24 protein-coding genes and 1 tRNA gene are annotated in these 26,764 nt (G+C 67.4%); 6 read left to right on the forward strand and 19 right to left on the reverse strand.

Features of this window, described 5'->3' with window-relative positions:
* Window positions 1–58 precede the first annotated feature (58 nt).
* On the forward strand, window positions 59–277 hold the full coding sequence (locus K244_RS0106295) for a hypothetical protein (RefSeq protein WP_020185405.1): 219 nt from the start codon (window positions 59–61) through the stop codon (window positions 275–277).
* Window positions 278–504: 227 nt separating this feature from the next.
* On the opposite strand, the gene K244_RS0106300 is transcribed toward K244_RS0106295, so the two are convergent.
* The 10 genes from K244_RS0106300 to K244_RS0106355 form a co-directional block, all read right to left on the reverse strand.
* Window positions 505–580 (reverse strand) — tRNA-Lys (locus tag K244_RS0106300).
* 85 nt (window positions 581–665) lie between these two features.
* A complete protein-coding gene (locus tag K244_RS0106305; RefSeq protein ID WP_020185406.1) occupies window positions 666–2,168 on the reverse strand; it encodes a tripartite tricarboxylate transporter permease in 1,503 nt (500 codons plus the stop codon).
* Between the two features lie 12 nt (window positions 2,169–2,180).
* Complete coding sequence (locus K244_RS0106310) at window positions 2,181–2,633, reverse strand: tripartite tricarboxylate transporter TctB family protein (RefSeq protein ID WP_020185407.1); 453 nt, start codon at window positions 2,631–2,633, stop codon at window positions 2,181–2,183.
* Window positions 2,634–2,728: 95 nt separating this feature from the next.
* The gene (locus K244_RS0106315) at window positions 2,729–3,700 is read right to left on the reverse strand and encodes a tripartite tricarboxylate transporter substrate binding protein BugD (RefSeq protein ID WP_020185408.1); all 972 of its coding nucleotides are present in this window, start codon (window positions 3,698–3,700) and stop codon (window positions 2,729–2,731) included.
* 376 nt (window positions 3,701–4,076) lie between these two features.
* A complete protein-coding gene (locus tag K244_RS0106325; RefSeq protein WP_020185410.1) occupies window positions 4,077–4,562 on the reverse strand; it encodes a hypothetical protein in 486 nt (161 codons plus the stop codon).
* Window positions 4,543–4,842, reverse strand: a complete 300-nt coding sequence (locus tag K244_RS0106330; RefSeq protein ID WP_020185411.1) for a nucleotidyltransferase domain-containing protein — start codon at window positions 4,840–4,842, stop codon at window positions 4,543–4,545. Before K244_RS0106330 ends, K244_RS0106325 begins: the two co-directional genes overlap by 20 nt.
* Window positions 4,843–4,961: 119 nt before the next feature.
* A complete protein-coding gene (locus K244_RS0106335) occupies window positions 4,962–6,512 on the reverse strand; it encodes a 2-isopropylmalate synthase (protein ID WP_020185412.1) in 1,551 nt (516 codons plus the stop codon).
* Between the two features lie 388 nt (window positions 6,513–6,900).
* A complete protein-coding gene (locus K244_RS0106345; protein ID WP_024816348.1) occupies window positions 6,901–7,800 on the reverse strand; it encodes a PhzF family phenazine biosynthesis protein in 900 nt (299 codons plus the stop codon).
* Window positions 7,801–7,867: 67 nt separating this feature from the next.
* Entirely contained in the window at window positions 7,868–8,716 is an 849-nt protein-coding gene (pdxY, locus tag K244_RS0106350; protein ID WP_020185415.1) for a pyridoxal kinase PdxY, read from the reverse strand.
* 96 nt (window positions 8,717–8,812) lie between these two features.
* A complete protein-coding gene (locus K244_RS0106355) occupies window positions 8,813–9,334 on the reverse strand; it encodes a DedA family protein (protein ID WP_020185416.1) in 522 nt (173 codons plus the stop codon).
* 321 nt (window positions 9,335–9,655) lie between these two features.
* Here K244_RS0106355 and K244_RS0106360 point away from each other — a divergent pair, with 321 nt between their 5' ends.
* A complete protein-coding gene (locus K244_RS0106360) occupies window positions 9,656–10,552 on the forward strand; it encodes an AraC family transcriptional regulator (RefSeq protein WP_020185417.1) in 897 nt (298 codons plus the stop codon).
* A gap of 3 nt (window positions 10,553–10,555) precedes the next feature.
* Here K244_RS0106360 and K244_RS0106365 read toward each other — a convergent pair whose 3' ends face one another.
* The 7 genes from K244_RS0106365 to K244_RS22570 all read right to left on the reverse strand — a co-directional run bounded on the left by K244_RS0106365 (window position 10,556) and on the right by K244_RS22570 (window position 20,453).
* Window positions 10,556–12,469: an EAL domain-containing protein gene (locus K244_RS0106365; RefSeq protein WP_024816349.1), complete on the reverse strand. Its 1,914-nt coding sequence runs from the start codon at window positions 12,467–12,469 to the stop codon at window positions 10,556–10,558.
* Window positions 12,470–12,695: 226 nt separating this feature from the next.
* Window positions 12,696–13,715 (reverse strand): ketol-acid reductoisomerase, encoded by a 1,020-nt coding sequence (gene ilvC, locus K244_RS0106370; RefSeq protein ID WP_020185419.1) that lies wholly within the window; start codon window positions 13,713–13,715, stop codon window positions 12,696–12,698.
* A gap of 35 nt (window positions 13,716–13,750) precedes the next feature.
* Entirely contained in the window at window positions 13,751–14,395 is a 645-nt protein-coding gene (locus K244_RS0106375) for a TetR/AcrR family transcriptional regulator (RefSeq protein ID WP_051460004.1), read from the reverse strand.
* Window positions 14,396–14,534: 139 nt separating this feature from the next.
* Window positions 14,535–16,070: a M28 family metallopeptidase gene (locus K244_RS0106380; RefSeq protein WP_020185421.1), complete on the reverse strand. Its 1,536-nt coding sequence runs from the start codon at window positions 16,068–16,070 to the stop codon at window positions 14,535–14,537.
* Window positions 16,071–16,271: 201 nt separating this feature from the next.
* Window positions 16,272–16,826, reverse strand: a complete 555-nt coding sequence (ilvN, locus tag K244_RS0106385; RefSeq protein ID WP_020185422.1) for an acetolactate synthase small subunit — start codon at window positions 16,824–16,826, stop codon at window positions 16,272–16,274.
* A gap of 146 nt (window positions 16,827–16,972) precedes the next feature.
* Window positions 16,973–18,736: an acetolactate synthase 3 large subunit gene (locus tag K244_RS0106390; RefSeq protein ID WP_020185423.1), complete on the reverse strand. Its 1,764-nt coding sequence runs from the start codon at window positions 18,734–18,736 to the stop codon at window positions 16,973–16,975.
* A gap of 298 nt (window positions 18,737–19,034) precedes the next feature.
* Window positions 19,035–20,453, reverse strand: coding sequence for a GGDEF domain-containing protein (locus K244_RS22570; RefSeq protein ID WP_155931617.1), 1,419 nt, complete (start codon window positions 20,451–20,453; stop codon window positions 19,035–19,037).
* A gap of 261 nt (window positions 20,454–20,714) precedes the next feature.
* Here K244_RS22570 and K244_RS0106400 point away from each other — a divergent pair, with 261 nt between their 5' ends.
* Window positions 20,715–21,728 (forward strand): ferric reductase-like transmembrane domain-containing protein, encoded by a 1,014-nt coding sequence (locus K244_RS0106400; protein WP_020185425.1) that lies wholly within the window; start codon window positions 20,715–20,717, stop codon window positions 21,726–21,728.
* Window positions 21,729–21,738: 10 nt separating this feature from the next.
* Here the strand turns inward: K244_RS0106400 and K244_RS0106405 are convergent, their stop codons facing one another.
* Window positions 21,739–22,470 (reverse strand): type 1 glutamine amidotransferase, encoded by a 732-nt coding sequence (locus tag K244_RS0106405; protein ID WP_020185426.1) that lies wholly within the window; start codon window positions 22,468–22,470, stop codon window positions 21,739–21,741.
* 152 nt (window positions 22,471–22,622) lie between these two features.
* Between K244_RS0106405 and K244_RS0106410 the strand changes: the two genes are divergently transcribed.
* Window positions 22,623–23,912 carry an aminotransferase class I/II-fold pyridoxal phosphate-dependent enzyme gene (locus K244_RS0106410; RefSeq protein ID WP_020185427.1) on the forward strand — a complete coding sequence of 430 codons (1,290 nt, stop codon included), beginning with the start codon at window positions 22,623–22,625 and terminating at the stop codon, window positions 23,910–23,912.
* Between the two features lie 25 nt (window positions 23,913–23,937).
* Here K244_RS0106410 and miaA read toward each other — a convergent pair whose 3' ends face one another.
* Window positions 23,938–24,867: a tRNA (adenosine(37)-N6)-dimethylallyltransferase MiaA gene (gene miaA / locus K244_RS0106415; RefSeq protein WP_020185428.1), complete on the reverse strand. Its 930-nt coding sequence runs from the start codon at window positions 24,865–24,867 to the stop codon at window positions 23,938–23,940.
* 111 nt (window positions 24,868–24,978) lie between these two features.
* Here miaA and serB point away from each other — a divergent pair, with 111 nt between their 5' ends.
* Both serB and K244_RS24310 read left to right on the forward strand, forming a co-directional pair.
* Window positions 24,979–25,875: a phosphoserine phosphatase SerB gene (serB, locus tag K244_RS0106420; RefSeq protein WP_024816350.1), complete on the forward strand. Its 897-nt coding sequence runs from the start codon at window positions 24,979–24,981 to the stop codon at window positions 25,873–25,875.
* Between the two features lie 220 nt (window positions 25,876–26,095).
* Window positions 26,096–26,758: a PAS domain-containing protein gene (locus K244_RS24310; protein ID WP_020185430.1), complete on the forward strand. Its 663-nt coding sequence runs from the start codon at window positions 26,096–26,098 to the stop codon at window positions 26,756–26,758.
* The last annotated feature ends 6 nt before the right edge of the window (window positions 26,759–26,764 follow it).

The following is a 26,764-nucleotide window of genomic DNA, read 5'->3' on the forward strand; positions in this document are numbered from 1 at the left end:
GATCACTCTACTTCCTGCGGACGATCGCAGCGCGCACGGCGCATCAGGCAAGGCAGACATGACCGATTCCAACGAATCCGAAATCGACGAGGCGCGACGCTCGATCGTTTCGCTCCTGCATCAGGAGTTCAACAATCACGCGCTCGGCAAACTCGATCCCTATGAATTTGGAAACGCGGTCGCGCCGCTGGTGAACGCGCTTGCGGCGTTGACCCTTATGCAAAAGGACCAGCCGCATAGCGCCGGTCTTGGAGAAGCCAGCCGCTCCGACGACTGAGGTCGGGCTGCGCAAAAAAAGCGTCTGGCGGATCGGATTCGCTGGACGCCCGGCCCCATGTACAGGCCGTTCGATCGCTCTGCTCAAATCAGTGAGGGGCGCCGCTGGGCGGAAGGTCGGGCAAGACGCGGCTTGCTAGATAAACCAAGCAGGCCGGTCGCCGAAACGACCATATGACGTTCTTTGGGAACGTCTCGATGATGCGGCGGTAAACACCAAGAAAGACTTGGTGGGCGCACTAGGGCTCGAACCTAGGACCCGCTGATTAAGAGTCAGCTGCTCTACCAACTGAGCTATGCGCCCGATCGAAAAGTGACGTTCGGGACGCCGCATCGCTTCGATGGCGCGGGATGTAACAAACCATCCCGCGCCTGTCTAGCCTTGTCGATCACTCTTCCTGGAAAACCTCGTCGCGCTTTTTGCGCACGGAGGGGAGGAAGACGACGACGAGCACGAGAACCGCGACGACGAGCAGGCCCGCGCTCAGGGGACGGGTGAAGAACACCGTCGGATCGCCGCGGGAAATGGTCATCGCGCGGCGCAGGTTCTCCTCCAGCATGGGGCCGAGCACGAAGCCGAGCAGCAGGGGCGCCGGCTCGCATTCGAGCTTCACCAGCACGTAGCCGAGCAGGCCGAAGGCGGCGACCGCGTAGAGGTCGAACGCGTTCGAGTTCACGCTGTAGACGCCGATGCAGCAGAACGCGAGAATCGCCGGGAACAGCACCGTGTAGGGCACCGTCAGCAGCCGCACCCACAGCCCGATCAGCGGCAGGTTCAGCAGCACCAGCATCAGGTTGCCGATCCACATCGAGGCGATCACGCCCCAGAACAGCTCCGGCTTCTCCACCGCGACGTTCGGCCCGGGCTGGATGCCCTGAATGATCATCGCGCCGATCATCAGAGCCATCACGGGGTTCGCCGGGATGCCGAGCGTCAGCATCGGGATGAACGAGGTCTGCGCGCCGGCGTTGTTCGCGGCTTCCGGGGCCGCCACGCCTTCGATCGCGCCCTTGCCGAAGCGTTCAGGCGTCTTAGAGATGCGCTTCTCGACGGTATAGGCCGCAAACGACGACAGCACCGCGCCGCCGCCCGGCAGAATGCCGAGGATGGAGCCGAGCGCCGTGCCGCGCACGACGGGGGCCCAGGCCGCCTTGAAGTCCTCCTTGCTGGGGAAGAGGCCCGTGACCTTCTTCACCATCACCTCGCGGTCGCTCTCGTCCTCGAGGTTGCGCAGGATCTCGGCGATGCCGAACACGCCGACCGCGACCGCGACGAAGTTGACGCCGTCCGCCAGCTCCAGGAAGCCCATCGTGAAGCGCTGGGCGCCGGTGTTGACGTCCGACCCGATGAGACCGAGCAGAAGCCCGATCACGATCATCCCGAGCGCCTTGATGACCGAGCCGTGCGCGAGCGCGACCGAGGCCACGAGGCCAAGCATCAGCAGCGAGAAGTACTCCGCGGGGCCGAACTTCAGCGCGACTTCGGTGAGCGGCGGGGCGAACAGGGCGATCAGCACCGTCGCCACCGTGCCGGCGAAGAACGAGCCGAGCGCGGCGGTGGCGAGCGCCGGCCCCGCCCTGCCCTGCTTGGCCATCTGGTAGCCGTCGATCGCGGTCACGGCCGACGAGCTTTCGCCCGGCAGGTTGATCAGGATCGCCGTCGTCGAGCCGCCGTACTGCGCGCCGTAGTAGATGCCGGAGAGCATGATCAGCGAGGTCGCCGGCTCGAAACCGAAGGTGATCGGCAGCAGCATCGCGATGGTCGCCGTCGGGCCGATGCCGGGCAGCACGCCGATCAGCGTGCCGAGCAGCACGCCGATGAAGCAGAACAGCAGGTTGACCGGCTCCGCGGCGGTCGCGAGGCCAAGCCCGAGATTCTGAATTATCTCCATCTCAGCCTCGCTTTAGAAGGTCAGCCAGGGGCCGATCCGCTGGACCGGCAACCCGAGGCCATAGCTGAACACCAGAACGCAGAAGATCGTCAGCCCGACGGTCAGCGAAGCGGCCATGACGAGCGTGGCGCGGCGGCTTGCGAAGGCGGAGATTGCGACGACGAGCGCCGTCGCCGGGCCAAGGCCGAGGCCCCGGAGCGTCAGGCCGAACACCACGGGCGCGCCCAGGATCAGGATCAGCCCCCGCCACGGCACGCCGGTCATCGGCGACTGCGCCTTCCCGACCGCCTTGAACAGGGTGATGAAGCCGATGAACCCCAGCACCCCCGCCAGCACCAGCGGGAAGTAGCCGGGTCCCATCCGCAGCGCGGTGCCGATCGTCAGCTCTTGCGTGCCGAGCGCGAACAGCCCGGCGATCACGATGAATATGACGCCAGCCGCGGCGTCACGTGTGTTGATTTGCATGGGTGGCCTCGGGACGAACGCGTCGACCCGCCATAAGCGGGCGCCGAATAGAACGGGAGCGGCGGGTCTCCCCGCCGCTCCCGGCTCCAGAGAGGTCAGTCGGCGTAGACGCCAGCGGCTTTGATCACCGGCGCCCAGCGGGCGATCTCGGAGGTCAGCTTGGCCTTCAGCGCCTCCGGCGTCGCGTCGGCCTCGGACGAGGGAACGGTGCCCAGATCGGCGAAGCGCTTGACGACGTTGGGATCCTTCAACGCCTTCTGGAGCGAGGCCGACAGCTTGGCGACAATCTCGGGCGAGGTCCCCTTCGGCGCATAGACGCCATGCCAGATGCCGACTTCGAAGTCGGTCAGTCCGCCTTCGGCGGCGGTCGGCACGTCCGGCAGCGCCGCGAGGCGCTCCTTGGTCGTGGTGGCGTAGGCCTTGATCTTGCCGCCCTTGATCTGGTTCGTCGTGTTCGTGGTCTGGTCGCACATCAGGTCGACCTGGCCGCCCACCAGATCCGTCATGGCGGGACCGGTGCCCTTGTACGGCACGGTCGTCAGCGGGGTCTCGATCTTCGACATGAACAGCATGCCGCAAAGGTGCGACGCCGCGCCGATGCCGGCGTTGGCGTAGGTCACCTTGTCCTTGTTGGCCTTCGCGTACTCCACGAGCGCCTTCATGTCGGCCGGCTCGAAATTGGCGCGGGCGACGATGGTCATCGGCACGTCCGTGACGAGGCCGACGTAATCGAACGCGTTCAGCGTGTCGTAGGGCAGCTTGCGGTAGAGCGACGCGCTGGTCGACATGCCGATGTGGTGGAGCAGCAGCGTGTAGCCGTCGGGATCGGCCTTGGCGACGCGGCCCGCGCCGAGCGTGCCGCCGGCGCCGCCGACGTTCTCGATCACGATCTGCTGGCCGAGATCCTTGCTCATGGCCTCCGCCACGAGGCGGCTGACCGTATCGGTCGGGCCGCCGGCGGAGAACGGCACGATCATGGTGATGACGCGGGACGGATAGGTTTCGGCGACGGCGGAGCCCGTCAGGACCCCGAAGGCCGCGACCGCGGCGGCAAGCGACTTGAACATAGGATTTCCCTCCTCACGCCCGTGTGACGGTCGATCGTCCGCCCATGAGCGGAGCGTCCCCGTGGCTCTTCCCGATCTGCGCGTTACGCGTCTTGATGGGCTGCTCGCTTATCGATGATGCTTAAGTCGAACGCAACCGATCAAGGCGAGATTGCGGCGGCGCACCATGAACGCAAGCCCGTGATCGGCGACCTCACGATCGCTCTTCGTCGCGCAGATGCCAAGAGGTTGAACGAAAAGAGGCCGCCTCGCGGCGGCCTCTAAGCAGTTTCCGGTATGCCGACGATCAGGCCCGGATTGCGGCCTGCGCGTTGAGGCTGACACGCTTGGTCGCGAGCTTGTTCAGCGCCGCCACATAGGCCTACTGAAAAGCGCCTCACGATCCGCGTTGCAAAATTAGAAAACGCAAGACGTCGGATTGGAACCTCTGGAAGGCGTCGACCGCTTCTTCGCTCCGCTCAACCACCAAGTCGCGATCAAGCGACAGCCCATACGTATTTCGCTCACGGTGTCGAAAGGCCCGAAGACGATCGAGAGCCTGGTAGCTTTCGTGCGAAATGACTGGACCTCGAACCTCAGGGAACGGGTTCGCCATTCGCTTCAGAAGCGCGACATGCCAACCTTCGTCGCGTTCGACCTTGGCGCCGTCGATCTGCTGCGCGATCATTCCCATCACGCGCTCGCACCCCGTGTAGATTTTCTCGACGCCGGACGCGAGCCCTTGCACCGCGAGCCACGTATACGCCGTCTCTCCGGCCGGCGGACTGTCCCTGCGCACCAGTTCGACCGCCGACGCCAACATCTCGACCTCGTCTGCGACACTGCGAAGTTCGTTCTCGATGTCAATCGAGCTCCCTCGCATCCACGGCCTCCCGTACGAAGCGATCCAACTTCTCCGCAGGAATCTCATCGAGATAAATAACGTCGAACGGCAATCCGCCGAGGCGGTCCTCTACTAACCCTTCGATCCCATACTTCAGCTCACGCGGACATTTGACGATCAGCAGATCAACGTCCGAGGTCGGCCCGAAGCGGTGATTTACAAGAGATCCGAAGACAAGCGCGCTGACGCCAAGGCTGGAAAGGGCCTCACACGCGTCTTTGGCGCGCTCGATAGCGATTGAGCGTCTTGCTTCGATCATGTTCGCGACGCCTCCCTTCAGACCGGCAATCTACGTCAAGCGACGAGTCAACGACAACAAGTCATGGGTTACTGGAAGAACCGACGCCTGGCGCCAGACCGCGCGTCGGTTCTTGGCTCTTAAGCGCGGATTGCGGCCTGGGCGTTCAGGCTGACCCGCTTGGTCGCGAGCTTGTTCAGCGCCGCCACATAGGCGCGGGCGGAGGCGACGAGCGTGTCCGGATCGGCCCCGCGGCCGGTCACCGTCTTGTCGCCCTCCTCCAGCCGCACCGAGACCTCCGCCTGGGCGTCGGTGCCCTCGGTCACCGCGTGGACCTGGTAGAGCGCGAGCTGCGCCTCGTGCGGAACCACGCGCTGGATCGCGTTGAAGATCGCGTCCACCGGGCCGTTGCCGACCGCCTGGACCGTGGTGTGCACGCCGTCGATGTCGAGCGTCAGCGTGGCCGACTGCGGCCCCATGGTGCCGGCGATCACGGTCAGCGACAGCACCTTGATCCGGTCGTTGCCGCTGGCGATCTGGTTGTCGACCAGGGCCTCGATGTCCTCGTCGTAGACGTGCTTCTTGCGGTCCGCGAGCTCCTTGAAACGGGTGAACGCGTCCTGCAGGGCGTTCTCGCCGAGTTCGTAGCCGAGCGTCTTCAGCTTGTCCTTGAAGGCGGCGCGGCCCGAATGCTTGCCCATCACCAGCGAGGTCTTGGACACGCCGACGGACGCGGGCGTCATGATCTCGTAGGTCTCGGCGTGCTTTAGCATGCCGTCCTGGTGGATGCCGCTCTCATGCGCGAAGGCGTTCTTGCCGACGATCGCCTTGTTGTACTGCACCGGGAACGAGGTAGCGGCGGAGACGAGGCGCGAGGCGCGCGTGAGGAGCGTGGCCTCCACGCCGGTCTCGTAGGGCATGGCGTCGCGACGCACCTTCAGCGCCATCACGATCTCCTCGAGCGCGGCGTTGCCCGCGCGCTCGCCGATGCCGTTGACGGTGCACTCGATCTGCCGTGCGCCGCCGGCGACGCCCGCGAGCGAGTTCGCGACCGCGAGGCCGAGGTCATCGTGGCAGTGGGTGGAGAAGATCGCCTTGTCCGCGCCCGGCACGCGCTCGCGCACCTGGACGAACATCGCGCGGTACTCGTCGGGCGTGGCGTAGCCCACCGTGTCCGGCAGGTTGATGGTGGTGGCGCCCGCCTTGATCGCGGCCTCGACCGCCCGGCAGAGGTACTCGATCGGGGTGCGGGTGGCGTCCATCGCCGACCACTCGACGTCGTCGACCAGATTGCGCGCCTGCGCCACGGTGCCCGAGATGATCTCCAGCACCTGCTCTTCCGTCTTGCGCATCTGGTGCGCGAGATGGATCGGCGAGGTCGAGACGAAGGTGTGGATCCGCGGGCGGCGGGCGTTGCGCACCGCCTCGCCGCAGCGGGCGATATCGGCGGGGATCGCCCTGGCGAGGCCGGCGATGATCGCGGTCTCGGAGCGCCGGGCGATTTCGGCCACGGCCTCGAAGTCGCCGTTCGAGGCGATGGGGAAGCCGGCCTCGATGACGTCGACGCCCATCCGGTCGAGCAGATGGGCGACGTCGAGCTTCTCCTCAAACGTCATGGTGGCGCCGGGGCACTGCTCGCCGTCGCGCAGCGTGGTGTCGAAAATGACGATCCGGTCGGTGGATGCGGTCATTGGGAAAGGTCCTTCGGGATCCGGGCGGCTCCGCCGGCTCTGATGTGGCCTTCAGCGGGCTCGCGATCGTCGCGGGCTGGGTCGGTTCTCGGCGTCCCCTGAGCGCCAGGGCGACAAAGCCCGGCCGGCCCTCAGGGGCGCGTAAGGAGAAGTCGGCCGGCGAACGGGCGCGCGGAGGCGTCAGGCGCGAAGGCCGTCGTCCGATCCACGATGATGTCGCCGCTCGCGCGCATGACGCCTGTCCGAAATCCGCAAAGCAAACGCCGGGACACATCCGACGCGGAGGCCACGTTTACGCCCGTTGCACGCGGCGATCAACGGGTAAACCCGCCGTTAACCGGCTGTTACCCCGCCGTTAACCCGCCGCGCCGCAACGGAGCGGCGCGGGTTAACTCAACAGCGTCCCTTCGGCGACGACGACGGCTCCGCCGCCGACCGTGGCCGAGGCGAGCGCGCCGCCCAAGATTTCGAGGCCGAGTTCGATCAGGCTGGGCCGCCCCATCTCGTAGCCCTGCTCGATCCGCACCGCGTGGGGGCCGTCGCCGGGCGCGTCGAACGCCATCACGACGCCCGCGAAAGCGGCTGCGGCGGACCCTGTCGCAGGGTCCTCCGTGATCGCGGGCTCCAGCATCCGCGCGTGGTAAGTGTTTGCGCTGTCGACCGTTTCGCGCGTGTACACGAAGACGGCGGAGTTGCGGTCGTCGCCGAACGCCTCCGGCCAGAGCACGCCGTTCGCGGCCACGCGAGCGACGGCGTCGGCGCTTTTGACCGGCACGAAGGTGAAGGGGTTTCCGGCCGAGAACCGTGACGGCGCATGCCCGTCGAACCCGATCTCGTCCGGCGAAATCCCAAGCGCCGCAGCGGCTTGCGCGACGGTCGGCGGCTCCCCCGCAGGCTCCGGCAGCCGTGGAAGCGTGAAGCTCGCACGGCCGGAGGTCCTGTTCGCCAGCCTGACGCGGCAGGAAATCACGCCGACAGTCTCCTCGACCTCGAAGGCGCCCTCCTCCTTGGAGCCGACGCCGGTCAACAACCCCAGCAGCACGGCCGCGCCGACGGTGGGATGGCCGGCGAACGGCAACTCCTTGTGCGGCATGAAGATTCGGAGCCGCGCCTTGCGGCCGTCGCCCTCCGCCGGCAGCAGGAACACCGTCTCCGAGAGGTTGAACTCGCGGGCGATCGTCTGCATCCCGGCGGCGTCCAGCCCCTCCGTGTCGAGCACCACGGCGAGGGGGTTCCCCGCATAGGAACGATCGGCGAAGACGTCGAGAATTACATACCGACGGCCCATGAACATCTCCTCCTGAAAAACCTATGACCTGCGGGACATGGGCTGGCGCTTTGCCTGAGAAGCCGTCCTACACCCGCTCCGGCTGGAACAGGCGGCTCGGGCGGACGAACTCCTCTTGCGCCGCGATCGTCAGGATCTCGCGGGACCCCGCCTCGGCGGTGGCTTTCAGCAGTCCGTAGACCGAGGATCCCGCCAGCGCCAGCGACTGCGCGGCCGAGCCGGTCGTCATCAGGTGCACGAAGAAAAGGGCTGCGATCGCGTCGCCCGCTCCGTTGACCGAGAGCGGCAGCAGCGGGGTGCGGAGGCGGAAGGCGCCCTCGCCGTCGACCGCGAGCAGATCGATCGCGTCCTCGGGCGTCTCGGGCGTCCGCAGGCTGGTGACCAGCGCCGCCTTCGGTCCCCGCGCCCTCAGGGCTTCGACGGCGGCGACGGCCGCGCCGAGCGAGCCGACCGTCACCCCCGTAAGGTATTCGAGTTCGAATTGGTTCGGGGTGACGACGTCCGCGGCCGGGAGAGCGCGGTCCCGCATGAACTCCGGAATGCCCGGCCGCACGAACACGCCGCGACCTACGTCGCCGATCACCGGATCGCAGCAGTAGAGCGCCTTGGGGTTCGCCGCCCGCACGCGGCCGACGGCGTCGAGGATCGCCTCGCCGATCGCGGCGTCGCCCATATAGCCGGACAGCACGCCGTCGCAGGACGGGAGGACCCCGCGCTCCTCGACGCCGGCCACGACCTCGCGGATGGCGTCGGCCGGAAACACCGGGCCGCGCCAGGCGCCGTAGCCGGTGTGGTTCGAGAACTGGACGGTGTTGATCGCCCAGACCTCATGGCCGAGGCGCTGCATCGGAAACGCCGCGGAGGCGTTGCCGACGTGGCCATAAGCGACGTGAGACTGGATCGACAGGATGTTCATCAGCGCGCCCCGCTTTTGCCGCGCCGGTTCTAGCGCCGGTTCAGCCGGCCCGTCGAGTTCCGATCGGTGATCGCAACGATCGTCCGCGCTGATGCGTCAGGCGAAGTAGTCGCGCAGGAAGACGCCGCCCGGCGCGAGCAGGATGTAGGCCCAGACGACCGCGGAACTGGCGTTCGCCAGTTGAAAGCGCCCCTGCCCCATCTCGAACATGCCGGCGACGAAGGGCACGAAGGACCGGATCGGGCTGATGAACCGCCCCACGAACACGCCGGGCGCGCCCCATTTCTGCACGAAGTTCTGCGTGCGATGAATCAGTTCCGGCCGGTTCTTGATGGTCTTCCACTCCAACACCCGGTCCTTCAGGCGATAGCCGAGCGCATAGGACACCCAATCCCCCAGAAAACCGCCAAGCGCGACGCCGGCGAAAATGGGCCAGAACGCGATGTTGCTCGCCCCGATCAGCGCGCCGACGCCGACAAAGAGCGGCGTGGAAGGCACCGCGAGCGACAGCCCAACGATCGATTCGAGGAAGGCGAGCACTAACACGATCGCCGGCGCCCAGGCCTCGTGCTCCCGCACGAAGTCGAGCGTCGTCGTCATCACGCTGTCGAAGGTCATGGCCGGGCCGGGGAATCTTGGAGGATGTCGAAGAGCCGGCGTTTCTCCCGCGTTTTCGGTCGCGACGCAACGCATGCGGTGGGAACGATCGCTTTACCGGGCGGAGACGTCCGCGCCCGAAAGCGGCGTGCGGCCGGATCGCGAAACCCGTCACCGAGGCGCAGACGTCCCGATCCTCCATAAGTCTTGCACGATCCTCCGAACGTGAAGACGCAGCTCTGGCGTGAGCTCGCGTCGCCCTCCTATGTTGCGGCGCGAAGACGCCCTTCCCGGCGCTGGTCTACACGCTGGCGTTGGAGAGCCGACTAGGGAGACGCGGCGATGGCCGACACCACCGAACTCGCGGCGCTGATTGCGCGCTTCGCCACAGAGGACGGCGTCACGACGACGGCGGCCCCGCGGCTTTCGCTGTTTCGCGCGTCGCGGCCGACCGAACCCGTGCACGCCCTTTATGAGCCTGCGTTCTGCATCATCGCCCAGGGCCGCAAGCAAGTGATGCTGAACGGCGCGATCTACGGCTACGACCCGGCGCACTATCTCGTCGTCTCGGTCGATCTGCCCATCGTCGCGCAGGTCACCGAAGCGTCCGATGACGAGCCTTACCTCGGCCTGCGCCTCGATCTCGATCCCGCCGCTCTGAGCGCAATGATGATCGAGCACGGGCTCGACCGCCGCGAGATTCCCGCCGGGCCCGGACTTGGACTTGCGCAGATGACGCCGGACCTGATCGATGCGGTTATGCGCCTCACGCGGCTGCTCGACCAGCCCGAGGACATCGGCGCCCTCGCGCCGCTTGTCGAGAAGGAGATTCTTTACCGCCTCATGACGGGCGATCAGGCGTCGCGGCTGCGCCAGATCGCGCTGGCCGACAGCAAGCTGAGCCAGGTGAACCGTGCGATCGACTGGATCCGGCGCAATTTCCGCGAACCGTTCCGGATCGACTCGGTGTGCGACGCCGCCGGGATGAGCCCCTCCGCGTTGCACGCGCATTTCAAGACCGTGACCGCGATGAGCCCGCTTCAGTACCAGAAGCAACTGCGGCTCCAGGAAGCGCGGAGGTTGATCTTGAGCCAAGCGCGGGACGCCGCCTCGGCCGGGCACGCCGTGGGCTACGACAGCCCTTCGCAGTTCTCCCGGGAGTACAGCCGCCTGTTCGGCGCGCCGCCGCTGCGCGACGCTGCGAAGCTGCGCGAGGCGCCCGAGCTTTCGATCGGCTGACGCTCAGGCTGCAAGAAGCGCGTCTCCGAGCCGAAGCGGGATGTCCTCCGCCTTGAGTGGATGGCTGAACAGATACCCCTGCATCAGCCTGCATCCGAGACCGGCCAGGATGTCGCGCTGGCTTTCGGTCTCCACGCCTTCGATGACGCAAGCGAGCTTCAGATTGCGGCAGAGATCGACCATCGACTTCGTGATGTCCCGCGAGGTTGGGTCCCGTTCGATGTCGAGGATGAAGCCGCGGTCGATCTTGATCTCGTCCAGCGGCAGCAGCCTCACGTAGGTGAGGCTCGAATGCCCCGCGCCGAAATCGTCGAGCGCGACGCCGGCGCCAAGGGCGCGCAGCGCGTTCAGCGCGCCTTCGGCGAGCGCGAAATCCCGCATCGCCGCCGTCTCGGTGATCTCGAACACGAGCCGTCGCGGATCGACTCCCGAGCCCCGCACCAGCCCTATGATCCCGAGCATCGCCTCCGGCGAAAGGTCGCGCGCCGAGAGGTTGAACGACAGGCCGACGTGATCTGGCCACGCCGCCGCGTCGGCGAGCGCCCGTCGCAGCAGCGTCTGAGTGAGGCGGTTGATCAGATCGCTTCGCTCGGCGATCGGGATGAAATCCGCCGGCGACACGGGCCCGGCGGTCGGCGAGGTCCAGCGCGCCAAGGCCTCGAGCGAACTGACCTTCCCCGTGTACGCGTCGACGATCGGTTGGTAGTTCAGCGAGAACTCCCGATCAATGTCCGCGCTCATGAGCGCCTGCTCGATCGCATTGAAGCGACGGATCGCGGTCTCATGCTCCGCCGAAAATATAACCGGACGTCCGCGGCGGGCGCCCTTGGCGAAGTAAAGGGCGTAGTCCGCCCGCTCGTACAGCACCTTCGCGGAGTCGCCGCACTGGTCGCTGGAGACCAGGCCGACCGACGCGGAAATCTTGGCGGACACGCCCTGAAGCGCGAAGGGCGCCTGCAAGGCCGCGCACATGCGCTCGGCGATCCCAAGCGCTTCGGCGTCGCTGACCCGCCCCGCAAAGATCACCGCGAACTCGTCGCCGCCGAGCCTGCTGATGAAGGCGTCGTCTCCGGCGGCCTCAGCCAGCCGGGCGCCGACCTCGATGAGGACCTTGTCGCCGGCGATATGGCCGTAGAGGTCGTTGATGGGCTTGAACCCGTCGAGATCTATGACGCCCACGACGAAGCGGCCGCGGCTGCCCTTGGCTTCGATCGACTCGTCGAGGCGCGCGAAGAAACGGCGACGGTTTGGAAGCGCGGTCAGACTGTCCAGATTTGCGAGGCGATAGTTGTCGTCGCTCAGACGCTTGGTCTCCAGCTGGCCGAGGATCATCTCCCGGAAGCTGCGGGAGTGAACGAAGAGCATCCGCACCATGGCCGCGCTGACCAACGCGAGATTGACGCCGATCGCGACGAGGGTCGGTTCGCCACGCGTGAGGAGGAAGAGCGTCAAGGCCGGCACGACCGCCAGCGTCACCCCGAGCGCAGCGGTTCGCGCGTGGAGCTGGCAGAAGATGCAGCTCACCACCGTGAACCCGCAGAAGAAGATGACATGCGCCTGCAGGAACGGATCGCCGTATTGAAAAAGCGCGAGCGCCCACCCGAGAAAGGCCGCGCCGAGCAGCGGGCCGAGGATGTTGGCGGTCCGCAACGCCTTGCACGCCGTGGCGTAATCCATCGGGCGGTTGCGGCGACGCGCCCATATCACGATCCGCAACGCGCAGATTGCGATGAGGGCGGCAGGCGCGGCCACGGCCAGAGCCAGGGGCGCGACGCGCAGGTGCGACGCCGCGAGGGCGACGGCGCTGATCGTGAGGATGACGTAGAGGACGGGGACCTGGCGCGAATAGGCCTCGATCACGGCCCGGAGATAGGCCGCCTCGGTCGGATCGACGGCTTCGCTACGGGGAAGGTGCATCGTCAGGTCCAATGGAAAGGATGACGATCCTCGCGCAGAAGTGGTGGAACGAGGGTTAAAGGCGCTCGATTCGGCGCAGGGTCGCGTTTGCAACCCTATCCTGTTGCGCGCGGATGAGGCGTTCGCGGCTCCAACAACCGCCGCACCGTCTCCGCAACTCATCCAATCTGCTCGACCGAGCAGACGGCGAAGGGCCCGAAGTCGCCTTCGGGCCCTTCCGAGCGTCTTAGTTCTTCGCCTTGTCGACCATGGCCTTGGCCTTGATCCACGGCATCATGGCGCGGAGCTTCTCGCCGACCTCTTCGATCTGGTGAGCGTCGTTTTTCGCGCGGGTCGCCTTGAACGAGGTCTGGTTGACCTTGTTCTCCAGCATCCAGTTGCGGGTGAACACGCCGCCCTGGATGTCGGCGAGCACGCGCTTCATCTCGAGCTTGGTCTCGGGGGTGATGATGCGCGGGCCCGTCACGTACTCGCCGTACTCGGCGGTGTTCGAGATCGAGTAGTTCATGTTGGCGATGCCGCCCTCATAGATGAGGTCGACGATCAGCTTCACCTCGTGCAGGCACTCGAAGTAGGCCATCTCCGGGGCGTAGCCCGCCTCGACCAGCGTCTCGAAACCGGCGCGGATCAGCTCGACGAGGCCGCCGCAAAGGACGACCTGCTCGCCGAACAGGTCGGTCTCGCACTCTTCCTTGAAGGTGGTCTCGATGATGCCGGCGCGGCCGCCGCCGATGGCGGAGGCGTAGGACAGGCCGATGTCGTGGGCGTTGCCGGTGTAGTCCTGCGCAATCGCGATCAGCGACGGCACGCCGCCGCCCTTCTGGTACTCGCCGCGCACGGTGTGGCCCGGGCCCTTCGGAGCGACCATCAGGACGTCGATGTCCTTGCGCGGCTCGATCAGGTTGAAGTGCACGTTGAGGCCGTGCGCGAACAGGAGGGCCGCGCCCTCCTTCATGTTGGCCTCGAGGCTATCCTTGTAGATGTCCGCCTGCAGTTCGTCCGGGGTGAGCATCATGACAACGTCGGCCACTTTCGCGGCCTCGGCCGGCGACAAGACCTTGAAGCCTTCGGCTTCGGCCTTCTTCGCCGAAGCGGAGCCCGGCCGCAGGCCGACGATCACGTTCGCCACGCCGCTGTCGCGCATGTTGAGCGCATGGGCATGGCCCTGGCTGCCGTAGCCGATCACGGCGACGGACTTGCCCTTGATGAGGTTGATATCGGCGTCGCGGTCGTAATAAACGCGCATCCTGAGGCCCTTCCCTTTGGGAGTTTTCGTAGAGATCAGCCGGCCTTCGCCGGCGTTTTCGTCGCCCCGTAGAGGGCAAGAAACTGTTGGACGGCGCGCCGCGCGTCGTCGGCTATGGCGGCGTCGTCGATCGCGAACCGGTCGCCGAGCAGCAACCGGATCTGGATGTCCCGGCCGACGAGGCCGAAGAAGGTGCGGAACGCCTCTTCGGCGTCATCGAAGTCGACCAGCCCCGCGTTGCGCGCGTCCAGCAGCAGGCCCTTCAGCCGCTCCCCGATCGCGAAGCGCCCGTTCGCCAACACGATCCCGCCCAGGGTCTCGGCCTGCCCGATCGCCACGCGATTGAGGGCGACCGAGGTCTCGGACGAGATCACGCTCAGCCAGTTGGCCGCGAAGCCCTCCAGGCTTTCGCGCAACGCGCCTGCGTCGAGATGCTGACGGTCGTAGGCGCCGGCCCGGACCTTCGACGCCTGCCAGCGGACGGTCTCCGTGAGCAGCCCGTCGCGGTCGCCGAACCACTTGTAGAGCGTCTCCTTGGAGCAGCTCGCGCGGCGCGCGACGGCCGTCATGGTGAGGGCCGCCGCGCCCTTCTCGACGAGAAGCGCGAGCACGGCGGCGAGCACGGCTTCGCGCCGCTCCGTCATCCCCTCGCCCAGACCGTCTCGACCGCCGCCGTCCATTTCACCGTACCGTACGTTACGGTTCGGTCGTATGGCCTATCCCACCAGTCCATGCAAGCGGGATCTCGCCCGAGACAGGATCGATATCGCTGGGGCCCAGCGAATCCCGAGGCGCAGTTCCGCTCGGGCTCCGCCAGGGTTAGCGCACGAGCTTCGGCCCGCGATATTCCGCCCTTGCGGCGGCGTCCGGACGCGGTTGCGACGACCGGGCCATCTGGGCGGCGGACGCGGCGCGCACGTCTTCTTTGGTCATCGCGAACGTGTAGACGGCATGGGCGGCGGCCTTGGCCATCTGCCGGAGCACGCCGGGCTTCACATTGGCGATCGTGTCGCACGCCTGGTGGTAGCAAGCGTCATAGGGCTCGCCCGCGACGCCCCCGAACCGTTCCGCCTCCGCCGCCGTCTTGAGATCCTCCGCGCCGGAGAACAGACCGCCTGCGGGAATGCCCGCCTCGATGAAGGCGAAGTAGTCCGAACGCCCGTCGAACAAGGTCGGCGCGCTGGGGAGGTTGCGGCTGGCGAAGAAGTCCGTGAAGACCTGCTCGATAATGTCCGAGCCGGGCGGGCCGGGATCGCCGATCGAGCCGTCGCCGTCGTAGACGAACCGCACGAAGTTCGGGGAACCCAGCATGTCGAAGTTGAGGTTCAACGCGATCTTCGCGCGCTGCGCGTCCGTCAGTTGCGTGACGTAGTGGGTCGACCCGCGCAATCCCGATTCCTCGCCGCCCCAGAAGGCGAAGCGAACGGTGTTCTGCGGCTGGAGCCCAAGCGCCTTGAGTTCGCTCGCGATCGTCAGCAAAGACGCCGCGCCGGAGCCGTTGTCGTTGATCCCCGGCCCCGCCGCGACCGAGTCGAGGTGAGCGCCGACCACGACCGTCCGATCGGCGTTGCGGCCCGGCAATTCGGCGATGACGTTGTAGCTCGCGACCGTCTCGGTGGTTGAGTCCACGATCAGGCGAACACGAACGGCGCCGTTGAACGACTGCTCGTAAAACTGCCGCCCAAGCGCGTACGTGGCGCCCACGACGGGGATCGTCACCCGCTCGCTGAATGTCGGGACAAGAATGCCGTCCCTCTCGGTTTGCCCTTCGTTGAAGATGATCGCCCCGACGGCGCCGGCGGCTTCCGCCAGCCGAATCTTCTGAAGGAACGAGCATGTGCCTCGCTGGATCAGCGCGATCCGGCCGGACACCGCGTTGAAATCGCGCGCCAGGCAGCCGCTGGTCGAGCCGGGCTCGGCTGGCGGAGGCACCTGCGTGTGCCCCACGCGCGCGACCAATCCCCGGACCTCGCCTTTCGCGGAGTATTCGGCGGTCGCGAAATCGACGTTGGGCGTGAACGTGGTCGGATCCGGCCCGATGCGGGTGAGGACTGGAAGGGCGTTCTCGGTGAACAGGTCGAACTGGAACGGCCGAGCCTGAGCGTCGTACCCCGCCGCCGCCAGCGTGCTGCGGACGTAACGGACGCTGTCGAGGTATCCGAGCGTGGCGGAGGCGCGATTTCCGCCGCGCCGCTCGGCGATCGCCTGCAACTCGCGCAAATGGACGAGGATCTTCGCGTCGTCGACCTTCGACACCAACCGGTCGGTGCGGACCTGCTCGAACGCCTGAGCGCCGGTCGCGAGGCCCGCGGCCAGGCACGCTGCGGCTAGACCCGTTATGGCCCGACGAAACATCGAATCCCCCTCACGCCCCCGAGAAGCGGCCGCGCGCCGCTCGCGTTCGCACAGGCAGAGAGGAGCGCAGACGAGCGACTGTAACCAGCGCGCAAACGCCGGTCCATGGCGGGAAGGAGGCGCCCACGCCCATTTTCGCCACATTTCGGAGAAGCGTTAAAGATCTCTTCTCAGGCCGTCGCAGCGCTTGTCGGCCTTGGCTCAGGCCGTCATACCTTCGGGACCGCGGGCGATCGCGGCGACGCCGGTGCGCGCCACTTCCACGAGGCCGAGCGGCACCATCAGCGCGATGAACTGATCGAGCTTGTCGGGCTTGCCCGTCAGCTCGAACACGAAGCTTTCGGTGGTGGCGTCGATCACCCGGGCGCGGAACGCCTCGGCGATGCGCAGAGCCTCGACGCGGTCGTCTCCTTTGCCGCGCACCTTCACGAGCAGTAGCTCGCGCTCGAGCGCCTTGCCGGTCAGCGTGAGGTCGACCACGGAATGCACCGGCACCAGCCGGTCGAGCTGGCTCTTGATCTGGTCGACGACGCCGTCGGGGCCGGTCGTGACGATGGTGATGCGCGAGAGGTGGCTCTCGTGGCTGACTTCGGACACCGTTAGGCTGTCGATGTTGTAGCCGCGGCCCGAGAACAGGCCGATGACGCGGGCGAGCACGCCCGGCTCGTTGTCGACGAGGATCGCAAGCGTGTGGCGGGCGAGCGGCGGATGCGCATCGTCCATGAAGTAGGCGGAACCGGTCGGCAGAGGCGGCATGGGGTTCTTCTTATGCGTTGGACAAGGACGTCATCCCGGCCGAGCGGAGCGAGAGCCGGGATCGTCTTCCGAAAAGGGCGCTCAATCCTGAGGACGGTCCCGGATCGGCCTGCGGCCGTCCGGGATGACGCTTCTTCAGACGCGGATCACACCAGCGCCTGACCGGCCCCGGTGATCGCCGCGTTGATGCTCTCGTCGGCGTCGTCGTTCAGCAGCATCTCGTTGTGCGCGCGGCCCGAGGGGATCATCGGGAAGCAGTTCTCCATCTTGTCGACGAGGCAGTCGACGACGGCGAAGCCCGGCGCGTCGATCATCGCCTGGATGGCGGCGTCGAGGTCGGCGGGATCCTGTACCCGGATGCCCGTGCCACCATAGGCTTCCGCCAGCTTCACGAAGTCCGGCAGCGCCTCGGAGTACGAGTTGGAGTAACGGCCGCCGTGCAGCAACTGCTGCCACTGGCGCACCATGCCCATGTACTCGTTGTTCAGGATGAACACCTTGACCGGCAGCTTGTACTGGAGCGCCGTCGACAGCTCCTGAAGCATCATCTGGATCGAGGCTTCGCCGGCGATGTCGATGACGAGCGCGTCGGGATGCGCCTTCTGCACGCCCACCGCCGCCGGCAGGCCGTAGCCCATGGTGCCGAGGCCGCCGGAGGTCATCCAGCGGTTCGGCTCCTCGAAGCGGTAGTACTGCGCCGCCCACATCTGATGCTGGCCGACCTCGGTGGTGATGTAGGTCTTCCGGTTCTTGGTCAGCTCGTACAGCCGCTCGATTGCGTGCTGCGGCTTGATGATCTCCTGCGAGTTCCGGTAGCCGAGGCTCTTGCGCGCGCGCCAGCGATCGACCTCGCCCCACCAGGAGGCGAGCGCGTCGGCGTCGATCTTGGCGGAGGTCGCCTTCCAGATCCGGACCATGTCGGCGAGGACATGCGCGACGTCGCCGATGATCGGGATCTGAACCTTGACGTTCTTGTTGATCTGCGACGGGTCGATGTCGATGTGGATCTTCTTCGAGTTCGGCGCGAACGCGTCGAGCCGGCCGGTGATCCGGTCGTCGAAGCGCGCGCCGATGCAGACCATCACGTCGCAATCGTGCATCGCATGATTGGCCTCGTAGGTGCCGTGCATGCCGAGCATGCCGAGCCACGCCGGGCCCGAGGCCGGATAGGCGCCGAGGCCCATCAGCGTCGAGGTCACGGGCGCGCCGGTGAGGGCCGCGAATTCCCGCAGCAGTTCGCTCGCGCGCGGACCGGAGTTGATGACGCCGCCGCCCGTGTAGAACACCGGCTTCTTGGCGGAGGCGATCAGCTGCACCGCCGCCTTGATGCGCTCGATGTCGCCCTCGACCTTGGGCTGATAGCTCTTATGGACGACGTTCTGCGGACCGACGTAGGTTCCGGTCGCGAACTGGACGTCCTTCGGGATGTCGATGACGACGGGGCCAGGCCGGCCGTTGGTCGCGACATAGAACGCCTCATGCAGGATCTGCGCGAGGTCGTTCACGTCCTTCACGAGGTAGTTGTGCTTGGTGCAGGGCCGGGTGATGCCGACCGTGTCGCACTCCTGGAACGCGTCCGAACCGATGAGGTGCGTCGGGACCTGACCGGTGATGCAGACAAGCGGGATCGAGTCCATCAGCGCGTCGGTCAGGCCCGTCACGGCGTTAGTCGCGCCGGGGCCGGAGGTGACGAGCACGAGGCCGGGCTTGCCGGTGGAGCGCGCATAGCCCTCGGCCGCATGCGCCGCGCCCTGCTCGTGCCGGACGAGCACGTGCTCGACCTTGTCCTGCTGGAAAAGCGCGTCGTAGATCGGAAGCACCGCGCCGCCGGGATAGCCGAAGATGTGCTCGACGCCCTGATCCTGCAGTGCGCGGATAACCATCTCCGCCCCGGTCATCGTCTCGGTCATGGCGTTTGTCCTTTCGCCGTGTCGACCCTGAAACCACCCGACGCCGCGTTGGACGCCGGACAACAAAAAAGGGCCCGCTGGGGAGCCCTTTGCTTAGGCGTCATCGCTGGATCGCGGACCTTATCTGGTCCGCCCCTGGGATGACGCCGGTCTTACGAGAATGAGATTGCGCGCCACGCGGCCGCTCCTGTCGTAAAGTTGCGCGGACGCTACGCGCCCGCCGGCCCCTCGTCAAGGCATAAAGCTCGCCGGCGGCCGCGCGAACCGGCGCCCCCTGTACCCATCTGCGGACCGCCGTTCAGTCGATGAAAACCGTCTCGAACTCGTGCTCCGCATGAGCCGCGAGCGCCGCCGGCGGAGGGATGATCGCCGGCCGCCGCAGTTCGTCGCCTGCGAACCGCCAACAGTTCCGGCCGGCGGCCTTCGCTTTGTAAAGCGCCTCGTCCGCGAGCAGCAGCAGTCGCTCGGAACCGGCGGCGTTGTCGGGCGCGAGCGCCCCGCCGACGGTGACGCTTGGTCGGAGCGAGACGCCCTCGAGATCGCAGTCCTGATAGACGTTGTCGACGACCCGCTTGGCGAGCCGCATGGCGTCTTCGACCGACGAGATCGGCGCGATCACCGCGAACTCGTCGCCGCCCAGGCGCGCAACGACGTCGGTCGCCCGGAACGAGGCCCGGATGCGCGACGACACCGCGATCAGCATCTTGTCGCCGCGCGCGTGGCCGAACGTGTCGTTCACCGCCTTGAAGTGATCGAGGTCGACGAGAAGCAGCAGGAAGCGACGCTCCCTGCGGCGGGCCGCTTCGGCGTAGGCGTCCAGCATCTCGAGAAAATGCGCGCGATTGGTGAGGCGGGTGAGCGCGTCGTGGCGCGCGCGGTAGGCGAACATCCGCTTGAGGCGCTGCTGCTCGAATACGACCGTCGCGACGACGATGCTCGGCGTCGCCAGCAATGTGAGCGCGATGTAGCGCAGGATGTCGCCCGCCGCCGTGCTCGCCGGGCTGAACGGCTCCAGCCAGGGCGCGGCCGCCCCGTGCATGAGAAAGATGACCGCGAAGCCGTAAGCCGCGACCGTCGTCGCGAACAGACCGAGCCGTAGCGCGAACCAGAGCAGAGCGACCGACGCCGCCAAGGCCGCCACCGGCCAGCCGGTCACGATCGAGAACTCGACCATGACCATGGCGACCGCCGCCGCCCCGACATACTCCCAGGCGCGGGGCTCGCGTTCGTTGGTGACCTGGCTGTCGAGGAACGATTTCGACCGATCCCTGCCCTGCGTGATGCTGATCGACAGCATCAGGGTCATCGAGACCACGCCGACCATCATCAGCGCGGCGAGCCGAACCCAGTCGAGCGCGCCGCCGCCGAGCATGGCCGCCGCCTCGACCGCCACGGCCGCGAGCGAACTCGCGAGCGCGACGACGACGAGCGCGGCCATCAGGCCGACGGGAGAGGCGACGGCGCCGCGGCGGCGCATCAGCTGGAAGGCCAGCACGCCAACCGCGATCGTCGCGAGGTCGCGCGCCCCGGCCCAGAGCGTCGCCTCCAGCGGGAAGCGGAAGAGCAGGCCCATGACGATGTGCACCGCGAACAGCTTCAAAAGGTCGATCGGATCAAGCCGATCGCCCATGCGGACCAGCATGCCGACCGCAGCCGGCGCGGCGATCAGGAGCAATGGATAACCCGCGGCTCCGACGCCTATGATCTGATCGGCCAAGAGGCCGACCGCGTAGCACAACGACAAGGCGACGCTACGATTTCGGATCCGCTCGACGCGAACGAACGCACGCACATCACGCAGTTTGAACATGGGGCGGGGGCACCTGTGACTGGCCTTCAGAATGCCACGCACGCCCTAAGCCCGAGTTGGCGACGCCTCTCAAATTTAAAGTGTTTCGCGTTTTCGCGGCGGTCGCCGAGGTAACGGCGGAACCGAGGGCTTCGTAGACCAGATCGAACCATCACGCAGGACGTTTCGATGCCGCTCCTTCGCGACCGTTCCGGCCGCTTCTCGCCACTACTGGCGCTTACGCTCCTGGCGCTCATCGCGCCGGCCGTCTGGCTCGCGCTGCGCGCCGCCAACGGCGACTTCTCGGGTCCAGCCCTCGCGCCGCCTTTCGGCGTCCCGCCAGGCCTTGCGCCGGACGGACCGTCCGCGTTCGGCGGCGCGGCCTCCGGCGCGGCGCTACGGCCGGGGGGAGAGGCCGCGGCCCGTCCGATCTACGACGCCATTCATTTCACCGGGCATTGGGCCGTACGGTTCCTGCTGCTCTCGCTCGCCGTCACTCCGTTCCGGCGGCTCTGGCACTGGAGCCGCCTGCAGCTCGTACGCCGCCGCATCGGCCTCGCGGCGCTGGCCTACGCCGCGCTCCACCTTAGCCTCTACGCGATCGACCAGGAGCTCGTGCTGAGCCGGATCGCGACCGAGATCATCCTGCGGATCTATCTCGCGGTGGGCTTCGTGGCGCTGCTCGGTCTGATCGCTTTGGGGGCGACCTCCACCGATGGAATGGTGCGCCGGATGGGAGCGAAGCGCTGGAGCCAGCTCCACAAGGCGGCCTACGCCATCGCTGGCCTCGCCGTGCTGCACTTCGCCATGCAGTCCAAGCTCGACGTCGGCGAACCCATGCTGATGTGGGGCCTGTTCGGCTGGGCCATGGGCTGGCGCTGGCTGCAGGCCCGTCACGACGGACGCGAGATTGCTCTCCCCTGGTTGCTCGGCCTGGCGGTCGCGACCGGCCTGTTCACGGCCGCCTCCGAAGCGCTGTGGTACGGGCTTGCCACCGGCGTCGACCCCTGGCGCGTGCTTGGCGCGAACCTCGATCCCGGCTATGGCGTCCGCCCTGCCGGCTGGGCGCTGGCCTTCGGGCTCGCCGCCGCGGGCTCGAGCCTCATCGGCGCCCGCCGGCGGGGGCCGGAGCGTACGCGGGCGCCTCGCGTCGCCCCGACCGAACGTCTGGCGACGGACAGCCCCGCCCCGCCCGCCCGCTGAGGCGGACCGTTCAGACCGTCGCGCCGAGCTTCGCGACGATCGCCTCGAAATTGCGATCGAGCCGTTCGGCGTCGGCGCGAAACGCCGGCAGCTTCGGCGCGACCAACGCGCCCAAGCCCGCGGCGGCCTCCGCCCCGAGCGCCTGCTCGAGGCTCGCCCGGTACTCCGGGATTCGCGCCCAGTCGTCGGTCGTCTCGGGCGTGATTTCGGAGTGGTATTGGAAGCCGTAGGCGAAGTCGCCCCACCGCATCGCCTGCACCGCGCAGGCGGCGTTGGCGGCGAGCGCGACCGCGCCCTCCGGCAGGACGGACACCTCGCAGCCATGCCACTGCAAGGTTTCGATCGTCCGCGGAAACCCCTCGAAGATCGGATCGGACGCACCGGCGTCCGTGAGATCGACCCGCGCCAGCCCGACCTCGGGCGCGCCCATCAGCGTGACTTGGCCGCCGAGCGCGTCGGCCAGCAACTGATGGCCGAGGCAGACCCCGAAATAGGGCCGGCGAAGGTCCCGCACCCAGCGGCGGATCGCGGCCTTCTCGGGCTTCAGCCAGGGATGGGCGTCCTCCTGCCAGACGTCCATAGGCCCGCCCATGACCGCCAGCATGTCGAAGCCGTCGAGCTCGGGGATCGGCTCGCCGGCGTCGAGTTCGACCGAGATCCAGTCGTGCCCCTTGGCGTCCCAGATGTCGCGGAACACGCCGGGATGCTCCACGTCGAGATGCTGGAAAACCAGAATGCGCATCGTCCGCCCTGCGTCCGCTTGTGTGTCTCACCGAGGGGTATACCACGACGCCGCAGGCGCTGAATTGACGCCGGCGCGTGCTGGCGCGCTGACGCTTGCGAGCGTATAGCGTCGCCGAAAGACTTAGGCCCTTCATTTCAAGGACGCCCGCCGTGCTCGCCGATCTCTCCTCCGCCGATCTCGAGGGCCTGACGGCCCGCACCCGCGCCGACTACGACGCGTTCCGCGCCCGCGGGCTGAAGCTCGACATGACCCGCGGGAAACCGGCGCCGGAACAGCTCGATCTCGCCGAGGGCATGCTCGCCCTGCCGGGCAACCGCGACCATATCTCCGAAGCTGGCGAGGACGCCCGCAACTACGGCGGCGTGCAAGGCCTCGCCGAGACCCGCGCCCTGTTCGCCGGCACGCTCGGCGCCACGCCGGACCGCATCGTCGTCGGCGACAACTCCAGCCTCGCGCTGATGCACGACACGATCGTCTGGGCGCTGCTGAAGGGCGTTCCGGGCTCCGAGCGGCCGTGGAGCAAGGAAAGCGACATCGCCTTCCTGTGCCCCGTCCCGGGCTACGACCGGCACTTCGCGATCTGCGAGGAGTACGGGATCCGGATGATCCCCGTCCCGCTCCTCGGCGACGGGCCCGACATGGACAAGGTTGAGGAGTTGGTCCGCGACCCGTCCGTGAAGGGGATGTGGAACGTCCCGAAGTACGCCAACCCCTCCGCTGACGTCTATTCCGACGAAACCATCCGTCGGCTCGCGACCATGAAGACCGGCGCGCCGGACTTCCGGCTCTTCTGGGACAACGCCTATGTCCTGCATCACCTGACGGACGCGAAGCGCGAGATCCTCAACGTCGTCGACGCCTGCGCCGAAGCCGGCAATCCCGACCGCGCCTTCGTCTTCGCCTCGACCTCGAAGATGACGCTCGCCGGCGCCGGCCTGTCGTTCTTCGCGTCGTCGGCCGCAAACGTGAAGTGGTTCCTGGCGAGCGCCTCAAAGCGCACCATCGGGCCGGACAAGCTGAACCAGCTCCGCCACATCCGCTTCCTGAAGGATGAGGCGGGCCTCCACGCCCACATGGAGAAGCACCGCGCGCTGCTCGCCCCGAAGTTCGCGGCGGTGACGAACGCGCTCGAGGCGCGGCTCGCCGGCACGGGCGCGGCGCGCTGGACAAGTCCGGAGGGCGGCTACTTCGTCAGCGTCGACGCCGTCGAGGGCACGGCCTCGCGCGTGGTCCAGCTCGCCAAGGAGGCCGGCCTGCTGCTGACCGGCGCTGGGGCGACCTGGCCCCATGGCAAGGACCCGCACGATTCGAACCTCCGGCTGGCGCCGTCCTTCCCGTCGCTTTCCGACGTGAAGGCGGCCTCCGAGGGCATCGCGCTTTGCATCCTGCTCGCGGCGGCGGAAGCCGAAAGCGCCAAGCGCCGGGCCGCAGCGGCGTAACAGCCGGCAGTTTCGCCAAAAGAACTTAGCGGCCCTCGACGCGCCTGATCGCCAGCGCGTCGAGGGCCGCCGCTTCCGCGCCCTCTGGCGCCACGTGACGCCAGTCCGCCATTCGATTGCGGAACCACGTCGATTGCCGTTTGGCGTAGCGGCGCGTGTCGAGGCGGGTGCGTTCGACGGCCTCCTCGCGCGCGATCTCGCCGCGCGTCCATGCCGCGAACGCCGAGACGCCGACAGCCTTCATGACAGGCGCCCCCTCGGGCAGGCCGCGGGAGACGAGACGCTCGGCTTCCTCCGCCGCGCCCTCCTCCAGCATAACCTCGAGCCGCCGCGCGATGCGGCGGTCGAGCTCCGAGCGGTCCGGCGCCAGCACCAGCCGGAGCGCGGTCTCCGGCGCGAGCAGCGGGGCGCCCGTTTCCTGTTGCCACAGGCTGAGCGAGCGGCCGGTGCTCTCGATCACCTCCAGCGCGCGCATGAGCCGCTGCGGGTCGGACGGCCTGAGCCGCGCCGCCATGACTGGGTCGCGCGTCGCAAGCTCGGCGTGGAGATCGACGTCCGCCCCGGCGCCGCGCCATCGCTCGCGAATCTCCGGCGCAATCTCGGGCACCGCCGACAGCCCTCTCGTCAGCGCGTCGAAATAGAGGCCTGTCCCCCCAACCACGATCGGCAACCGACCCCCGCCCAGAACGCCCTCCACATCCTGAAGCCACGAACTGACCGCGTATGGCGTCGCGCCGTCCACATGGCCGTAGAGCGCATGCGGGGCGCGGGCGAGATCGGCGTCGGACGGACGGGCGCTCAGCACGCGAAGATCGGCGTAGACCTGCGTGGCGTCGGCGTTGACAACCACGCCGTCGAAGCGTTCGGCGAGGGCGAGCGCCAGCGCCGACTTGCCCGACGCGGTCGGGCCCGCGATCAGAACCGCCGCGATCGGCGCCGTCATGGATGCCGTCATGGATCCTGTCTCATCGCCCTCACCTGTGCGCCGTTCGTTTCCCTGCGCGCCGCGCGGTCGTTATAGACACGAGGATTGCGCCCGCCACGTTCCTTCTCCGCCGGAGTGTCCATGTCCGCCCTCGCCGCCGTGCTGATCGCGCACCCCAACGAGCCCGCCGTCGACGCCGCGCTGGTGATGAAGGCGGCGCAGGTCGTCCAAGGCGCCGAGGTGCGCATGCTCGACGGCGGGATCGCGGCGGAGTTCATCGTGGAGGGCGAGAGCGACCGCCGCGCGCTGCGCCGTCGGCTTCTCGGCGCGATCGACCGCGCCCCGGTCGACGTCGCCGTCGTCGCGGTCGAGGGCCGCCGGAAGCGTCTGCTCATCGCGGACATGGATTCGACCATGATCGAGCAGGAATGCCTCGACGAGCTCGCTGCAGGGCTTGGCCTGAAAGACAGGGTCGCGGCGATCACCGAACGCGCGATGCGCGGCGAGATCGAGTTCGAGCCGGCGCTGCGCGAGCGGGTCGCGCTGCTCAAGGGCCTGCCCGCGGCTGAGACCATCGCCGAGGTTCTGGACAACCGCATCACCCTGACGCCCGGCGGGCTTGCCCTGGTCGCCACCATGCGCGCGAACGGCGCTTACGCAGCCCTCGTCTCCGGCGGCTTCACCGCCTTCACGGAGGTCGTGGCTGCCAAGCTCGGCTTCGACGAGAACCGCGCGAACGTGCTGGAGATCGAAGCCGATCTGCTGGCGGGCCGGGTTGTGGAGCCGATCCTCGGCCGGGACGCGAAGCTTGCCGCACTGAACGAATTGATCGCGGCGAAAGGTTTGGATCGTTCGGAGACGATCGCGGTCGGCGACGGCGCGAACGATCTCGCGATGCTGGGCGGGGCGGGGCTTGGAGTGGCCTACCGCGCGAAACCCGCGGTCGCCGAAGCGGCGCACGTGCGAATCGATCACGGCGATCTCAGCGCTCTGCTCTACCTGCAGGGCTACGCAGCTCACCAGATCATCTCAGGTTGAGACGTTTGCCTGCCGGCTAAGCAAATGCTGCGGTTGTCGCCAGCCCGCGGCTCAACCCCAGCGACGTCTGCGCCCAACGAACGAGCGTTTCTGACGCATGTCCATGCAGCGCAACGATTTTTCGCTTCGGGAAACGTCTCGTTAAGCCTGTCGATGTCCAATACTTTCGATCGGACGTGCGGGCGGCGCGTCCGAAACGGCTCTGGACCAAGGTCTTCTCATGTCGAGCGTGCGCGGCGCCGCGGTCATCGATCTCGCGGAATACACCGAAAGCATCGGCAGTCGCATCGACGGCTTCCTCTACCGCGGCCTCAACCGCGACGACTATGCGATGGTTTGGGTGTCGTCCGGCTTCCAGGCTCTGACCGGCGAGGACGGCGACGCGTTCGTGCGCCAGCGGAAGTCGTTCAGCGCGCTGATCCATCCCGAAGACATCCAGAGCGTCAACGACGCTGTGGCGCAGGCGCTCGAAACCGGGGGGCGCTGGCAGGTTGCCTATCGTCTCAAGGCCCCGGGAGGCGGCTGGCGCTACGTCCACGAGACGGGAGGCGCGTGTGACCCCGATCCCGTCACCGGCGCGCCGCAGTATCTTGACGGCATCATCCTGGAGTCCGGCCGCCTCACGCGTTTGGCCGAAAAGCTCGACAGCGGCCGCGCCTCGGTGAAGGCGATGAACGGCTCGATCGAGCAGATCTTCAAGACGCTGAAGACCCTGCGCCTCCTGGCGTTGAACGCCCGCATCGAGGCCGCGCGCGCCGCCGAGCACGGCGTGGGCTTCAACGTGGTCGCGCAGGAGATGAACTCGCTCGCGACCACGAGCGAAGGCGTGATGAAGCTGATCGAAGCCGAACTCGGACGGCTCAACGAGGCGGTGAAGCTCTAACCTCTC

This window comes from Methylopila sp. 73B (assembly GCF_000526315.1).
GTDB lineage: Bacteria > Pseudomonadota > Alphaproteobacteria > Rhizobiales > Methylopilaceae > Methylopila.

Coding starts and splice junctions, on each gene's coding strand:
- K244_RS0106315 (WP_020185408.1), bottom strand. CDS start 3,700: ATGTTCAAGTCGCTTGCCGCCGCGGTCGCGGCCTTCGGGGTCCTGACG.
- K244_RS0106335 (WP_020185412.1), bottom strand. CDS start 6,512: ATGACCGCATCCACCGACCGGATCGTCATTTTCGACACCACGCTGCGC.
- K244_RS24310 (WP_020185430.1), top strand. CDS start 26,096: ATGTCGAGCGTGCGCGGCGCCGCGGTCATCGATCTCGCGGAATACACC.
- serB (WP_024816350.1), top strand. CDS start 24,979: ATGTCCGCCCTCGCCGCCGTGCTGATCGCGCACCCCAACGAGCCCGCC.
- K244_RS0106405 (WP_020185426.1), bottom strand. CDS start 22,470: ATGCGCATTCTGGTTTTCCAGCATCTCGACGTGGAGCATCCCGGCGTG.
- K244_RS0106375 (WP_051460004.1), bottom strand. CDS start 14,395: ATGGACGGCGGCGGTCGAGACGGTCTGGGCGAGGGGATGACGGAGCGG.
- K244_RS0106400 (WP_020185425.1), top strand. CDS start 20,715: ATGCCGCTCCTTCGCGACCGTTCCGGCCGCTTCTCGCCACTACTGGCG.
- K244_RS0106325 (WP_020185410.1), bottom strand. CDS start 4,562: ATGCGAGGGAGCTCGATTGACATCGAGAACGAACTTCGCAGTGTCGCA.
- K244_RS0106365 (WP_024816349.1), bottom strand. CDS start 12,469: ATGCACCTTCCCCGTAGCGAAGCCGTCGATCCGACCGAGGCGGCCTAT.
- K244_RS0106390 (WP_020185423.1), bottom strand. CDS start 18,736: ATGACCGAGACGATGACCGGGGCGGAGATGGTTATCCGCGCACTGCAG.
- pdxY (WP_020185415.1), bottom strand. CDS start 8,716: ATGAACATCCTGTCGATCCAGTCTCACGTCGCTTATGGCCACGTCGGC.
- K244_RS0106330 (WP_020185411.1), bottom strand. CDS start 4,842: ATGATCGAAGCAAGACGCTCAATCGCTATCGAGCGCGCCAAAGACGCG.
- miaA (WP_020185428.1), bottom strand. CDS start 24,867: ATGACGGCATCCATGACGGCGCCGATCGCGGCGGTTCTGATCGCGGGC.
- ilvC (WP_020185419.1), bottom strand. CDS start 13,715: ATGCGCGTTTATTACGACCGCGACGCCGATATCAACCTCATCAAGGGC.
- K244_RS0106355 (WP_020185416.1), bottom strand. CDS start 9,334: ATGACCTTCGACAGCGTGATGACGACGACGCTCGACTTCGTGCGGGAG.
- K244_RS0106380 (WP_020185421.1), bottom strand. CDS start 16,070: ATGTTTCGTCGGGCCATAACGGGTCTAGCCGCAGCGTGCCTGGCCGCG.
- K244_RS0106310 (WP_020185407.1), bottom strand. CDS start 2,633: ATGCAAATCAACACACGTGACGCCGCGGCTGGCGTCATATTCATCGTG.
- K244_RS0106360 (WP_020185417.1), top strand. CDS start 9,656: ATGGCCGACACCACCGAACTCGCGGCGCTGATTGCGCGCTTCGCCACA.
- K244_RS0106305 (WP_020185406.1), bottom strand. CDS start 2,168: ATGGAGATAATTCAGAATCTCGGGCTTGGCCTCGCGACCGCCGCGGAG.
- K244_RS0106295 (WP_020185405.1), top strand. CDS start 59: ATGACCGATTCCAACGAATCCGAAATCGACGAGGCGCGACGCTCGATC.
- K244_RS0106345 (WP_024816348.1), bottom strand. CDS start 7,800: ATGGGCCGTCGGTATGTAATTCTCGACGTCTTCGCCGATCGTTCCTAT.
- ilvN (WP_020185422.1), bottom strand. CDS start 16,826: ATGCCGCCTCTGCCGACCGGTTCCGCCTACTTCATGGACGATGCGCAT.